Origin of the sequence: Nostoc sp. ATCC 53789, from assembly GCF_009873495.1 — a bacterium.
Taxonomy (GTDB): domain Bacteria; phylum Cyanobacteriota; class Cyanobacteriia; order Cyanobacteriales; family Nostocaceae; genus Nostoc; species Nostoc muscorum_A.
This window is the reverse complement of the sequence record NZ_CP046703.1, coordinates 4,200,948-4,217,390: the sequence shown is the minus strand read 5'-3', so window position 1 is coordinate 4,217,390 and position 16,443 is coordinate 4,200,948. Positions and strand designations below refer to the sequence as shown.

Below are 16,443 nucleotides of genomic sequence, written 5' to 3'. Positions count from 1 at the left end.
TCAGACTCAATTTATTTGTCTATTAATTACGCAATTTCTTAAAATGAGTAACACTTCAGACATCAACCAATTATCTCCATTACAACGTTCAGTTTTAGCCTTAAAAGAAATGCGTGCCAAATTGGACGCAGTGGAGAACGCCAAGACAGAACCAATCGCCATTATTGGGATGAACTGTCGCTTTCCTGGGGGAGCCGACTACCCTGAGAAATTCTGGGAATTACTCCACAATGGGGTAGACACTATCACTGAAGTTCCGGCTGACAGATGGGACGTAGATGAGTATTACAATGCAAATCCCAACACTCTGGGAAAAATTTACACCCGCTATGGTGGGTTTATTAAACAGGTAGATCAATTTGATCCCCATTTCTTTGGACTTTCCCCTCTAGAAGCAGCCAGCATGGATCCCCAACATCGGCTACTTTTGGAGGTAGGCTGGGAAGCCGTCGAAAACGCCGGACAATCCCCAGAGGAATTAAACGGCAGCCAGACGGGAGTCTTTATGGGACTCTTTATGGAAGATTATTCCCGATTTAACCTATATTCTGGCGATCATAACCGCATTGATGCTTACAGCAGTTTAGGAAATGCTCGGAGTATTGCCATCGGTCGCCTAGCTTATGTCCTGGGCTTGCAAGGGCCTGTGATGCAATTAGACACGGCTTGTTCTTCTTCATTGCTAGCGGTTCACCTGGCGTGTCAGAGCTTGCGTTCAGGTGAGTGCAATATGGCTTTAGCTGGTGGAGTCAATTTGATATTAGCACCGGAAGCCTCTATTGGTCTGAGTAGAATGAGGGCGCTGGCTCCAGATGGTCGTTGTAAGACCTTTGATGCCAAAGCCGATGGTTATGTACGTGGAGAAGGCTGCGGCATAGTTGTACTCAAGCGTTTATCAGATGCGATCGCTAACAATGATAATATCTTGGCTGTGGTACGAGGCTCGGCAGTTAATCACGATGGTGCTAGCAGTGGTCTGACAGTACCCAATGGGCTAGCTCAGGAGAAATTGATTAATCAGGCACTCACCAACGCTAAGGTAGCACCAGAACAAATTAGTTATGTAGAAACCCACGGTACAGGCACATCTTTGGGAGATCCCATTGAAGTGAGAGCTTTAGGCTCAGTGTTGTGTCAAGGACGTTCTCCAGAGCAACCATTGCTGATTGGTTCCGTGAAAACTCAGTTGGGTCATTTAGAATCAGCTGCGGGAGTTGCCAGTTTAATGAAAGTGGTGCTGGCTTTACAAAACGCAGAGATACCGCCACATCTGCATTTACAACAGCCCAGCCCTCATATTCCTTGGGACAAACTTGCGGTGGCTGTGCCAACTAAGCCAACTCCATGGCCAGCAGTCAACGGGAAACGCTTGGCTGGGGTTAGTTCTTTTGGCATGAGTGGCACTAATGCCCATCTGATTATCGAAGAAGCACCAAAATTGAAATTAGAGCCGCCGAAAACTGAGCGCCCACTCCATCTGCTGAGTTTATCGGCCAAAACTGAGGCAGCACTACTAGCAATGGCTAGTCGCTATGAATCTTTTTTAACATCCCATCCAGAAACATCTTTAGCAGATATTTGTTTTACAGCCAACACTGGGCGATCGCATTTTGAACACCGTCTTGCTGTTGTCGCTGCATCTAACACAGACTTGCGCGAACAACTAACAGCTTTCGCTAGCCAAAAGCAGACCAGTACATTAGTCAGTGGTCAAGCACAGAAGAAGCGTTCCAAAGTAGTGTTCATGTTTACAGGGCAAGGTTCTCAGTATGTAGAGATGGGACGACAACTCTACGAAACCCAGCCGACGTTCCGCAAGACTTTAGACCGATGCGACGAAATTTTGCGTCCCTATCTTCAGCAACCTTTGTTGTCAGTACTTTACCCCACATCGGATGTTGCTTCCCCATTGAATGAAACAGCATATACTCAACCAGCACTGTTTGCTTTAGAGTACTCCTTAGCTGAAATGTGGAAATCTTGGGGAATTGTACCAGATGCCGTTATGGGTCACAGCGTGGGTGAATATGTAGCCGCTTGTGTTGCTGGAGTGTTCAGCTTGGAAGATGGGCTGAAATTAATCGCCGAGCGGGGGCGTTTAATTCAATCTCTACCCCAAAATGGCATGATGGCGGCAGTGTTCACCAATGAAGCACGGATGAATGGCATTTTAGCTACTTACACTGGGCAAGTGGCAATTGCTGGGATTAATGGCCCAGAAAATATCGTTATTTCTGGAGCCAGAGAAGCTGTCCAAGCCGTGCTGAAAGAATTGGCAACTCAAGGAATTAACGCCCAACCATTGCAGGTTTCTCACGCTTTCCACTCCCCTTTAATGGCTAGCATCCTCGATCCCTTTGAGCAGATAGCTAGCTCGGTGCAGTTTCAAGCGCCGCGTATTCCCCTAATCTCAAATTTGACTGGACAAATACTTAAATACCAAGAAATTCCCAATGCAACTTACTGGCGACAGCATTTGAGAGAAGGAGTAAGATTTTATGCCGGCATCAAGACGCTACATGAACAAGGGTATGAAATCTTTCTAGAAATGGGGCCGAGTACCACATTAGTAGGCATGGGTAAAAGATGCTTGCCAGAAGGTACAGGCACTTGGCTAACTTCTCTGAAAAAAGGACAACCAGATTGGTCACAATTGCTTGCTAGTTTAAGTGAGTTGTACATCAGGGGTATAAAAATCAATTGGACTGCATTTGACCAAGGTTATCAGCGTCGCCGCCTGGCACTACCAACCTACCCATTTCAACGCCAACGCTACTGGGTGGAAAACCCCCCTTCCCTACCAGGGGAGAATTCAAAACCTCTCTCCTTACAGGAGAAAAGTCTGCCAGCTATTCCCCAAGTCAAAGCTTTGCCAAGAATTCCTCTGGCTGTACCATCGAATTGGTTTCATAGTTGGCAATGGACTCCAGAGGTGTCAAGCCAATCTCAAGATATTCCTTCAGGGGCAATTTTGATCTTTAGCGATCGCCACCAAGTAGGAGAAAATTTAGAAAAGCTGTTCGACTCTAAAAAGTACACGACATATATTGTCACCCCAGGGGAGAGCTTCACCCAAACAGCACAACATTTCACTATTAATCCGGCATCCGTTGCAGACTACGAACAGCTAATTAAAAATATCAAAGCAGACGGTGTTACAGTCACCGCAGCCGTACATCTGTGGAACTATAGTTTGTGGGCAACATCCCCAGGACAATTACTAGAAAATGACCGCCTGCTCAATGAACGCGTTTACAGTCTTTTGTTTTTGACACAGGCGCTAGTCAAACATTACCCAGCCTCTCCCCTCAATTTCTTAGTGGTAACTCAAGGTGCTTATCCAATATCTCCAAATGATTCCCTACACGCTGTACATCAATCTATGGCAGGTGTACTGGCGCAGGTGGTGGCACAAGAAAATCCTCAGATTCAAGCCAAAGTCGTAGATTTTAACCAAGATGTTTATCTGCCAGAAAAATTAGCCGATATTTTGTTCCAGGAAATGAAGGCAGCCCCTACTGGTGAAGGTATTGTTGCTATCCGTAATGGTCAACGGTTGAGTCGTACCCTGGAAAAAATTAATGTCTCTACAGATAACAATTCTCTACCTTTGTCGCCTGGAGAAACCTGGTTGATTACTGGTGGTACAAGTGCTGTCGGGACAGAAATAGCCTTAGCTTTGGTTCGACAAGTACCCATCAATTTGGTGTTAACAGGTCGCCATCCCCTCCCCCCCAAACAAGAATGGCAATCCGCTAGTCATGATTCCTCAACGCAGCAACGTATCCAAGCAATTGAGCAACTAGAGCAACTCGGAGCCACAGTTATGTATCAGGCTGTGGATGTGACAGATGCCTTGGGGATGAAGCAATTAATTGAGAACATCAAATCTCGCTTTGGTAATCTGGATGGAGTCATCCATGCGGCGGGTGCAGTTGACCACAGCACATTTAAACTACTGCAAAAACAACCTGCCTCAATCACCAAAGTTTTAGCCCCGAAAGTCCAGGGAACCATCATCCTCGATGCTGTTACCCGCAACGAACCCCTAAAATATTTTGTGTTGTTGTCCTCGGTTTCCGCTTCCAAAGCCGAATGGGGAACCGGCATGGGCGATTATGCCGCAGCCAACACTTTTCTCGATAGTTATGCTGTCTACCGGACACAGCATGGCGGTCAAGGACGCTCCTTAGCTCTGAATTATTCTCTATGGAGCGATCGCGGTATGGGCGCTCTTTTAGGAGCATCAACTTTATTAATGGTAAAATCCAAAGGTTTAAATCCTCTGGAACCAGAGCCAGCCGCTAATGCTTTTATTAAAGCTCTATCTTTGGATGCTTCTGGTGTCATTCACATCATTGACTTAATTGCTCAAGCCACCCCAGAAATAGCACCAAAATCCTCCGCAAGCCAACCACAAACTAAATCTCGCAATCTGCGACAGCTTGTCCGAGAAGTTTTACTGCAACATTTACGTATTCCGGAAGCACAGGTGGAAGGACACAAAACTTTCCAAGAAATGGGGTTAGATTCTGTTGGGACTGTAGAAGTTGTCCAACATTTAGGGACAACTTTAGGCGAGGAATTATTTCCGACTTTACTGTTTGAATATCAAACACCAGATGACCTGGTAGATTATTTACAAAGCAAGTACGGTTATTCTGTGAAGACTAGCACGAGCGCGATCGCTCCAGAAGAAACATCTAGCCCGGAAGCAGAAAAATCAGCGCCCCCAAATGTCGCCACCCAGGAAAAATACCAAGATGTTCCTGAACAAGACATTGCTATCATCGGCATGGCTTGTAAAATACCAGGAGCTGATAACTTAGAACAGTATTGGGATTTACTCAATGCAGGCCGCTCCGTCATTCAAGATGTGCCTCAAGACCGTTGGTTCAACCAACACTACTTTGAAGCCAAAGGAAACTCTCCGCAAGCAAAAATATCCAAACGTGGATGCTTTGTAAACAGTCCCTTCGACTTTGACCCGATGTTCTTTGGCATCTCCCCCAAGGAAGCTACGGCAATGGACCCACAACAGAGGTTGTTCCTAGAGCTTTCTATGCAGGCCTTACAACAGGCAGGCTACGGCGGTAAATATCGCCCAGACAATATCGGTGTGTTTGTTGGTTGTGGACAAAATACTTACATCGAACACTTCACCAATTATCAGTATTACGAGGAATTACGTCAGCGTTTGCAAGAGAGTTCTTGGTTTGATCACCTTCCTGCTGAGGATCGTCAGCATTTGCTCAAGACGCTCTCCCAAGTACTGCAACCAAGTGAAATTCTCCCTGAGTCAGCAGCAGGTAACGAGGTCAACGAATTAGCGGCACGAGTTAGCCATTGCCTAAACCTCAAGGGGCCAAGTATGGCAGTTAGCACAGCTTGTTCTTCTTCTCTGGTGGCATTACATATTGCTTGCGAAAGCCTGCGTTCTGGTCAAACTGGCATGGCAATAGTCGGCGGGGTTAATTTAAATCTCAGTCCTAGTCCCTTCACTTTTTTACGGAAGGCACAGGCTCTTTCTGTAAGTGGAACCTGTTATCCCTTTGACCGCCGTGCTAATGGCATTGTTTTAGGAGAAGGTGCAGGTGTATTAATTATCAAACCACTCAAGCAGGCTTTGGCTGACGGGGATTTGATTCATGCTGTAATTAAAGGTTCCGCAGTTAATAATGACGGTCATTCTCAAGGGATAACTGCTCCCAATCCCAAAGGTCAAGCGGAAGCTATCCGCCAAGCCTACAACAGTTGTGGCGTAGACCCCCGGACTATCTCCTACATTGAAACCCACGGTACAGGTACTCTCCTGGGCGATCCAGTAGAAGTAGAGGGGATGACACAAGCTTTCCGTAGCTTTACTGATGAAAAGGGATTCTGTACTATTGGTTCGGTTAAATCCTCCATTGGTCATTTGCTGTCTGCTTCCGGGATTGTCAGCCTGATCAAAGTGGTACTGGCCATGCAGCACGGCAAAATTCCCCAAACTGTAGGTTTTGAGGAGCCTAATCCCCATATCAATTTTGCAGACACACCTTTTGCTGTGGCGGGTAAGAGTATACCCTGGTCGCCTAATGGCAACCCATTACGTGCAGGTGTGAATGGATTTGGATTTGGTGGTACAAATTGTCACGTTATTCTTGAGGAATCCCCACTAGCAGCTAATTTACAGTCCCAGGTCACAAGTTCTGCTCCTGATTTGTTATGTCTGACTGCACGGAATCAACAAGCACTGCAAGAAGTAGCTAGACAACTACGCGAACACATCATTCATCATCCTGAACAAGAATCTTCCCAAATCTGTTTTACTCAAAATAATGCCCAGAAGGAATTACCTTATAAGGCAGCTTTAGTAGTCAATGACCGCCAACATCTGCTCAATTACCTGGAGGCTATCTGTTCAGCACAAACACCAGCAGGTATATATACAGGTCGAGCTAACCCCCAGCGTACAACACCGTTTCATTTAGTATTAGATGGAACTAGTGCGATCGCTCCCGCAGAAGTAGAAACTTTAGGCAAACGTTTCCCTCAATTCCAAGTAGCTTACAATAGCGTGCGTGCCGGATTAAATGAAATGAGCGAACAGGCACATATATTTGCGGTGCAGTACGCTTGGGGACGCTTGTTGATGTCTTTGGAATTACAACCCACTAGTTTATTAGTAGAAAAAACCGGTATCCTAGTAGGAGCTACGCTGCGGGGAATGTTGACACTAGAGCAAGCGATCACTTTGCTCCTACAAATAGAAGGACAAAAAGGTCTTATTGCTCATAATGTGTCCGCAAAAGAACGGTTAGCATCAACCTGGACTTGCCCATTAGTGACTTCACAAGGAATTTTCAGCCATTCTGACACAATTTCCACGGCTCAACTGGTAGCCCCGGTGCAAGTATCTGAACAGTTAAATGTAGATGTGTGTCAAGATGTCATCTCCAAAGAAAGTGTTTACCTACACTTAGGAGATTCATTAGCTCTCAAAGAAAAATTAGCAAGTTTGGATGAACTGGGAGTCTGGATATATCTAGACAAAGGACAACCAGTGGTGGGACGTGTGTTGACAAGTCTGGCCAGGTCTTATGTAGCCGGGGTGAGGTTTAATAGCATACCCTTATTTCCTCAAGGTCTACGTCGGGTGCTGCTGCCTACTTATCCTTTCGAGCGTAAAACCTACAGAGTATCATTAGTTGATAGCACTCAGGAAAATCAAGCAACCTCTATACCTGCGGCTGAATTATTACCACCACGCCTAGACAATCAGCATCAGTCAAATGCCAAAGTTTTGGAAACCCATCCAGTAACAGTAGCCCAAACTCGACTATTGCCTATAGAACAACTATCTCCACTCACAGACAGTCAACGCCAGTCAAGTTACGCTAAGTTGGCTGAGGACTTGAAGATTGTGGACAATAGCCAACAGCCACGACTATTGCCCATAGAAAAACCATCCCCACTCACAGACAGTCAACGCCATTCAAGCTACACCAAGCTGGCTGAGGATTTGAAGATTGTGGACAATAGCCAACAGCCAAGGCATCCGATAGCAGTAGCCCAAACTCGACTGTTGCCAATGGAACAATTGTCTCCACTCACGGACAGCCAACGCCAGTCAAGTTACATCAAGCTGGCTCAGGATTTGCAGAGATTTGGTAAATAGGCTGAAGTTATTAGTATAAAAAACTCTACCCCCTCGTGGGTAAAGTTTCATCAGAGGTCTGTAGTCAGTGGCAGAACGGCTAATCTAGTTCCCTCCCCTTTACAAGGCTACGGTGTACACACAAGTCCTTTTGACCCCCTCTAACTCCCCCTTATAAACGGGGAGAACCGGATATTTCCCCCCTTTACAAGGCTACGGTGTACACACAAGTTATCGAATCACTACCAGTTCTCGAATTACCCCACCCTAACCCTCCCCTTGTAAAGGGGAGGGAACTAGATTTCCGGCTTCCCCCCTTTCCAAGGGGGGATTGAGGGGGGTAATTTGACTTGTGTGTACACCGTAGCTTTACAAGGGGGGATTAAGGGGGGTAAAACCAGGATCTCAAAGTAACTCCGATTTGTGTGTACACCGTAGCCTTTACAAGGGGGGACGGCGTAGCCGGAGGGTAAATAGATGCACCTTCACAAAGAAACGGTATAACACCCACAGAGCAATAAAACTTTCAAAATTAGTTAGGAAGCAATAGACAAAGAAAGCTAACCCTTTGTTTTATTGCTCCTAACTTTTTGCATAAATAGCTCAGATCAAGGCGATAAGTAACATAACAAGAGCGAAGATTAATTTTTCTCGTAATTCTTATCCATTCAAATTTAGTTTTGTATGAATAACTAGACTTAAAAACAATACTTACTTAATTAGGTAAGATGTTGGAAAATTTTATTGCGAACATTATTCTTTTTAGAGGATGCAATGAGTACTAAGAGCTTAGAATTGCCTATTTTCTCCCTAGTCGCCAAAATTACTGGACATGATGCAGAAGAATTAGAACGAGATATGTTTTTGGAGAGTAACTTAGGATTAGATTCCATCAAAATGATGGAACTATTGAATGGATTAGTAGCACTAATTCCCCAAGAAAGACAACCCGAATTTATGGAGACATTGCCTTTACAAAATTTGATGCAATTGCAAACTTTGGGCGATGTCGTGCAAATAGCTGATAAGTGCTTAGTTTCCCAAATAGATAATTCTGATTCTTCGCCATCTGCAAGTATTATCAATCAAAAGGAGCAGAAAATAGAGAAGGTTGAGATTCTTTCTGGGCAATATTTTCATTTACTCGGTCATTGGGTAGTAAATTCAATTAGCTTATTTTCCACTCTCCGTTTACGAGGTGATTTTGATTCAAACGTTGCTTGGCAGTCTTGGAAAGACTTGCTGAATCGTCATCCGATGCTGCGATCGCGCTTTATCATTCCTCCCGATACTACCAGATTCAAGGATTACGAAATGGTAGTTATGGAAAACCCCACTCCTCCTGATATACCCGTTACTGATATCAGACATCTTCATAGTGAGGCTCAAGAACAATTAATTAATGATGAATTGCATCGCTGCCTCAATTATGAATGGCAAATAACAGAGTGGCCACTACATCGATTTTTTGTCTTTCGGCTGGAAGATTCAGTCTATCAACTGGTGTTAGCTAACGAGCATCTCATTTCTGATGCCCTAGGATGTCATGTTATCTTACGCGAATTTATGGAAATTTACCGCGCCCATATTTGCGGTGAACAACCTAATTTACAGCCACCTACAACCGTCCAAGATTACAGCGAATTGGTGCAATCAATTAATGCTTGGCAAGACCCAGAAGAAGATAAAGCGCTGGTCGAGTATGTAAATCGGCGGGGCAAAGATTCTTACTTATGGAATCCAACAGGAAATGCCATCACATCCCTGTGTCCAAAATTCCATAACCGCAGATTTTCTTTAGGAAAGACCATTACTAATCAACTAATTGCCCAAACTCGTGAATGGCGATTACCATTGAACTCCCTACTAGTGGGTGCATTTGTGCGGGCTGTTGCCAAGTTTGAGAAGTCTAAAAACGAACCGATTATGGTTCAAGTTCCCACCAGTGGGCGGGTTTATCCAGGCATAGATGCTTCTGATGTGGTGGGTAGTTTTGCTCAGAATTTGTCCATTAGCCTAGACTTACCAGCACTGAATGAAGATTGGCAACGGCTGTTAAACCGCGTTCATCAGGAAATCCAACAAGGGTTAGTTAACGGTTATGATCGTGCCCAAACTCGTCAAATGGCGATCGCTTTCCGAGACAATATTGTTTTAGAAGATGGCAAAATCCCTGAGCGGATGTTACCTATGTATCGCCGCATACTGAAATCAAATTTATACTGTCCATTTACAGGACAGACTAATATTAAAAACAAATATGGCCCCATAGATGTAATCGATTATCGCGCAGGTGGTATTAATGCTGCGGGAACAATTGATATATTGCAAGAAATATTTGACGACAGTTTACATTTGTTCGCTAGCTACGACAGTAACTTTTTCCCTGAGTCTGTTATCGATGAATTGATGCAGGAATACATTACCCAAATCAAAGAATTAGCTTCACTAAAAATCCCATCTCAGCAACTAACGCAGCCACTGCCCAAGACACAAACAGATGTAAATATAGTGCAGCTTCTGCAAGAAATCGCCACAGAAATCTGCCATTCCCAGATTACTGACAATGATATGGCTAAGGATTTGGAAGCAGAATTGGGAATGGATTCTTTAGAACTCATCCGCATTGTTACGAGGTTAGAAAAACGGTTAGGCAAAGTAAATCGTCAAGCCTTGCTTTCTTGTCGCAGCCTCCAAGAAATGGCTGTGCTACTTGGGAAGAAACAATCATCTTCTTTACAAAACCAATCAGTTGTCAACAATCAACAACCCCAAGAAATTCCTTACTGGGAAATTATTGAGCAAGCCAAGCGTACTCCCAATGCCATAGCGGTGACGGATGGGGAAACTCAAATTACCTACGCAGAGTTGAACCGTCTTTCCAATCAAGTGGCTAATTATTTGCAATCTCAGGGAGTTAAACCAGGCGTGTTTGTGGGGATCATGACACGACGCGGGCCTTTGATGTTTGTGGGGATTCTCGGTATTCTCAAAGCAGGCGGAACTTATGTTCCTTTAGATCCTATATATCCTCATGAACGGATTAAGTACATACTAGAACACGCTGAAATCGGAATTTTGCTAACAGAAAATCGCTTGAAAAACAAGTTAGCAGAATGCCTGACTGAGCAGTTACCTTTAAATACTTTGATGTTCTTAGATGAGGGTATTTTTGAGCAAGGTAAAGCTTGGACACAGTTAAACAAAAAGACTTGGGCGCGTTGTTCAGACATAGCTCCTGCCAATGTTAATACTCCTGATAACTTGATGACAGTACTGTACACCTCTGGTTCTACAGGTAAACCTAAAGGAGTGATGCTCAACCATCGGGGTTACATGAATCGCCTGGTTTGGATGCAGAATGCTTTTCAATTGCGTTATGGCGATCGCGTTGCCCAAAAAACATCTTGCTGTTTTGATATATCAGTATGGGAAATATTCTGGCCTTTGATGGTGGGAGCTACTGTTTATTCTGTGGAAACAGAAACAGTCAAAAATCCTTGGCTCTTAGCACAGTGGATTAAAGATAACCAAATCAATGTCATGCACTTTGTTCCTTCCCTATTTGGAGAATTTTGTAACGCTTTAGAATCCGAATTATGGACTTTTCCCGATTTGCGTTGGTTAGTCTTTAGTGGCGAAGCTTTACCTGTACCTTTTGTACAACGTTGGATTGATAAGTATGGCATGAGTGTTGGTTTAGCCAATCTTTATGGCCCCACTGAAGCTTCCATTGATGTCACCGCACACATTATTCGTCAACGTCCAGGCGAACAAGAAATCTGCATTCCTATAGGTAAAGCTATAGATAATGTGTATATATTAATTTTGGATGAACAGATGCAGCCATTAGCCCCAGGAAAAATGGGAGAACTCTGGATTGGCGGTGTGCAATTGGCTAAAGGTTATCTCAAAGATCCACAACGCACAGCAGACGCATTCCGGCTTAATCCCTTTTCTCACGTTCCAGGGGAATATTTATACAAAACCGGCGATTTAGCTATGGAATTGCCAGATGGTAGTTTCGAGTATCATGGACGCATTGACCACCAAATTAAAATACGTGGTTTCCGTGTAGAACTGGGTGAAATCGAAAGTGTTCTCAATAGCCATCCCGCGATTAATGAAGCTGCCGTTTTAGCTGTAGATTACGAAAATGGTCAAAAACGTTTAATAGCTTGCTTGGCTGGTTCTCAAGTAGACAATCAACAAATTAAGGAATTCCTGGCTCAACGCTTGCCTGATTACATGATTCCTCACCGATGGGAATGGCTAGCCAGTCTACCTAAAACCCACAATGGTAAGCTAGACCGCAAGGCTATTTTGGCAGCTATCACCCAAGAAAAGCCAACAGTATCCCAGGAATACTTACCTCTAGGCCCTGCTCAACGTTGGTTAGTGAAATACTTTGAGGCTCCATATCAATGGAATGGGTACACGCGTTTTCTTTTCCATCAACCATTAGACCCAGAGATATTTAACCAAGCTCTCAATTTTGTACTGGAAACTCATCCTGCTCTACGGACTGTGTTTGTACAAAGAGATCAACAATGGTGGCAACAGTTAATTTCCCCAGAGCAAAAGTTGAGTGCTGAATTCTACGATGGTAGTCATCTTACATCTGCACAGCGAGACAGTGAAATCCACAACCGGATACAAGAAATAGCTCAACAGTTTCAAATCGACCAATGGCCGCTGATGAAAGTAATCGCAATCAAGGTGAATGAATCCTGCTACGATATCTCGCTGGTTGGACATCATATCATCGGTGATTTGCTGAGTACTGGGGTAATTTTTAATCTCTTATGGTTGACCTACAGCGAGTTGCTGGGGAACAGAACTCAGAGTTCTCAGCCTCTCCCTTCGACACCTTCTTATATAGACTATGTGCGTGTGCTGATGCAGGCGGAACAACAAGGAGCTTTGACAAGTCATGTAGACTATTGGAAATCTCAATTTCCTTCTCAAGAATATACCTTCCAAGTTCCCTTTGACCATCAAAAAGGTGCTAATTTAGAGGCTTCCGCCGCCAGCGAAAAATTTACCCTGTCCAAAAACAGTAGTAACATTCTCTTACGTGAAGCCAAACAGTATTACAAATGTAATGTCTACACGTTGCTACTTTCTACCTTGTATCGGTTGATGGCTGAGTGGAGTGGACAACATTGGGTAGTAGTTAGCCATCGCAGCCACGGCAGAAATCTAGATAGCACGCACACATTTTTAAATAGTGTTGGTAATTTTGCGATGAATTTCCCTGTCGGGGTTAATGTAGGACGTTCCATCAAGTGGGAACAAACCACCAAGGAAATCCAAGCCAAATTTAACGAGTTGCCGATGAATGGTGTAACGTTTGATTGGATTTCTGAGCAGCTTCCTCATCATGTTTATCCCGATAACAATCTCACTCCAGTCAGAGCTAACTACTTAGGAAATCGTACTGCTCCCGCCTTAGAACTGTTTAAGTTTATTGAGGAAGATAGAGATAGTCGGTTGTCCTCTCCTGACCAGAAACGTACAGCGTTACTAGAGTTTTTCTTCTCCATCACCGATGGCACTGTTCACTTAGAAATCGAATACTCTTGCAATTTCCACCTACCTGCAACTATTCGTAGACTTGGCGATCGCTATTTGGAACTTATGGCAGAGATGCTAGCCGTTGTACCTTTAGTAGGCAATGTTGTAGAAGTGACAAATCACTTTCACAAATCCTATTAGGGTGGCAAACTTTCCATCAGTCTTTCCCCTATTCGCCAGTACAGACGCAATTAATCGCGTCTGCAAGCCTTCCGCACTCCCTATTTTCAAGCTAGATTGCGGTATCTCTACAAAATATCACACCAGTGATAATATGATGCTGAAAATGTCAAGAAAGCTTCGTTAAAACCTCAAATATGCGTACTTATCAACTGTCTAAACTTATTGGATTCGCCACCTCTGTAGCCTTATCTGCAACTGCACCAGCTCAAGCCGCAAACTTAAGCTTTGACTACAACCAACTACAATTTATTAAATCACGACCAACAGCATCTAGTAATTTTCTGGGGTTAAATGGATCACCGATTGAAAATCAAGGTTTTGTCCCTTTCTATAATCCAGATCCTTCGGCTCCAGATCACGGTCATAAGGAAATCGGTCTAAATTCTCGCCGAGATTTCCCCGGTTTCAACAACGCCCCATATTACGGGACTGGTCGCCAAGGAAGCCCGGAAGAACCTGCTAGCGGTGCTACCAGAATGACAAGTTTGATTAGCATTAATAGCTTCCCTACCTTTGGTCAGTACCTCACAAATTATGGCATCCCACTCAATGATATTGGCTTTGTATTTGGTCAAAAGAGCGATCGCAATTTTAACCAAACTTGGAATTTAGGTGCAGATATATTCGGTCAAAATTGGTACGCTGATCCTAATACACCGCTTGAGGAAAGAATTTATAAAGCTAATCCAAATGATGTTGAAATAGCACTCTATAGTGGCAATACTAAAATAGTCGATTTTGGATATTCTGATTTTTATTCAATTATCGATTACGGTGATACACCATCATTTGATGATGATTTTGAAAGTAGTTTTACCGACCCAATTGCAGCAAAAAAAGCATCTAACTTAGATCCATTGCTGGCAGGTTTAGCCACAGCTTTTTTAAATGATGTTAATGCTGCTGGTGGTGGAGTGCAGATAGTTAACGAGAACTTTGGAGAACTGGATATTAATTTTGCAAGCGGCAATGGATACGATATGATACTTCTGCCATACCCGATGCAAATTCGCGCAGTTGCGCTAAAAGCAGTTCCAGAAGCTTCTTTTTCTTGGGGAATATTTATGTTTGGAGTTTTGGTTGCTGTGTCCCAGCGCAAGAAACTACAGAACTGACAATTATCCATAATTAGTTTTAGTTATCAAAATTATCCCGATTTTCCCAAGTAGAGACATTGTATTGCAACGTCTCTACTACCCAACCATGTGTTCCTTATCTCATGTAATCATGTCAAAAATAAATTCCTTTATGTCTATCAAAGCACTTTACCGAACTGCTGGTCTGGTATTAATTGTTGAAAGTCTACTGCTGTTTGTGCCAGTTTTTATTCTTGGTGCAGCAATCAACTGGCCAGCTAGCCTTGGTGAACCGGCTAGTATAATGCTGCCACTATTAATTGAAAAAGCTGAACCAGTCAGAATTGGTTATCTGATCTATCTTCTTTATTCAATACTTTTTTGGGTAGTAGCTTTATTAACTGCTCGTGTCATTAGCAATGGGGAAACCAACCCTGTATGGCTCCAAGTGGCAACAGGTTTTGGAATCGCATCTACTGTCACTCGTTGCCTGGGCATTATTCGCTGGTTAGTACCAATGCCAGCTTTAGCGCAAGTTTATGCTGACCCTGCAATCTCTGCACAAACTCGTGAAGCGATCGCTGTTGTCTATAAAACCCTCAATGACTACGCTGGCTCGGTCGGTGAAGTATTAGGTGTTAGCCTGTTTACCGTATTGTGGTTAACAATTATCTCAATTTACTTATTGCGTTCAAGAACACTACCACGTTGGTTAGGAATCTTTGGGATCATCGCTGCTCTGTTTTTGGCAACTCAATTAATAGAACTATTTGGGGTGGATTTAGGGGCATTTATTAGCGTGTCAGTGACCATGCTCCAACTCTGGTTTTTAGCCGCAGGTGTGACCTTATTGAGACACAAAAACGTCCAAGTTTAAATGAAACCTAGCATTATTATCTAAAAAAATAATTCTCCTAATATCAAAACCAACCCATGAACACAACAGAAGAACTCCATGTAATTTTTGGTACTGGCCCCCTGGCACAAGCCGTCATGCGCGAACTGCTAGCTCGGAACAAACGGGTGCGTATGATTAACCGCAGTGGCAAAGCAGACGTACCCTCTAATGTGGAAATCATCGCCAGCGATGCTTATAATTCCGAAAATACACGAGCGGTTACTACTGGGGCGACAGTCGTTTACCAATGCGCGCAACCAGCCTACACCCAATGGCCAGAGTTTTTTCCCTCATTGCAAGCTAGCATTGTCGAAGGCGTAGCCGCCAGTGGCGCAAAGCTTGTTGTGGGAGATAATCTCTATATGTATGGCCCTGTCAATGGTGCGTTGCAAGAAGATATGCCGAATGCTGCAACCACCCGCAAAGGGCGCGTCCGTGGGCAGATAGCAGAGGCGCTTTTGGATGCACACCGTAGAGGTATTGTACGAGTTGCTATTGGTCGAGCATCGGACTTCTATGGGCCACTAGTACTTGATTCTGTAATGGGCGATCGCATTTTTCCCTCTGTACTGACTGGGAAGCCTGCATCAGCGATCGGTGAAATTGACCTCCCTCATACTTATACCTTTATCGATGACTTTGGCAAGGCATTGGTGGTCTTAGGGGAACAGGATAAAGCATTGGGTCAAATTTGGCACGTACCTAATGCTGAGACTCTCACTACTCGACAATTTATCAACATAGCTTTTGAGGAAGCTGGACACCCACCAAAAATCAGTAAAATGGGTAAATTCATGATGCGACTAGGCGGAATTTTTATCCCAGAAGCTCGTGAAACCGTCGAAATGATGTATGAGTTTGATGAGCCATTTGTTGTAAATCATGATAAATACGTTCAAGCATTTGGCAACCATGCTACCCCTTTACGTGAAGCTATCCGACACACCTTGACATGGTATAGCGAACATCTCGAAACTTTAAAAACGTAAAAGTTAAGGTTAGCTCTGTCAAGGTTAGACTATCTCATTCTTTTTCCCTTATGGCAATGTTTATGACTATAAGGGAAAGGG

At 43.8% G+C, this 16,443-nt stretch carries 5 protein-coding genes; all 5 read left to right on the top strand.

Annotation, left to right across the window (positions count from 1 at the left end):
• Positions 1-43: 43 nt before the first annotated feature.
• Complete coding sequence (locus GJB62_RS17330; protein WP_114081772.1) at positions 44-7,660, top strand: type I polyketide synthase; 7,617 nt, start codon at positions 44-46, stop codon at positions 7,658-7,660.
• 753 nt (positions 7,661-8,413) lie between these two features.
• The gene (locus GJB62_RS17325) at positions 8,414-13,357 is read left to right on the top strand and encodes a non-ribosomal peptide synthetase (RefSeq protein WP_114081771.1); all 4,944 of its coding nucleotides are present in this window, start codon (positions 8,414-8,416) and stop codon (positions 13,355-13,357) included.
• Between the two features lie 176 nt (positions 13,358-13,533).
• A complete protein-coding gene (locus GJB62_RS17320) occupies positions 13,534-14,514 on the top strand; it encodes a hypothetical protein (RefSeq protein WP_114081770.1) in 981 nt (326 codons plus the stop codon).
• A 133-nt stretch (positions 14,515-14,647) separates the two neighbouring features.
• Entirely contained in the window at positions 14,648-15,352 is a 705-nt protein-coding gene (locus GJB62_RS17315) for a DUF4386 domain-containing protein (RefSeq protein ID WP_159402527.1), read from the top strand.
• A gap of 56 nt (positions 15,353-15,408) precedes the next feature.
• Positions 15,409-16,362 (top strand): SDR family oxidoreductase, encoded by a 954-nt coding sequence (locus GJB62_RS17310; protein ID WP_114081768.1) that lies wholly within the window; start codon positions 15,409-15,411, stop codon positions 16,360-16,362.
• The last annotated feature ends 81 nt before the right edge of the window (positions 16,363-16,443 follow it).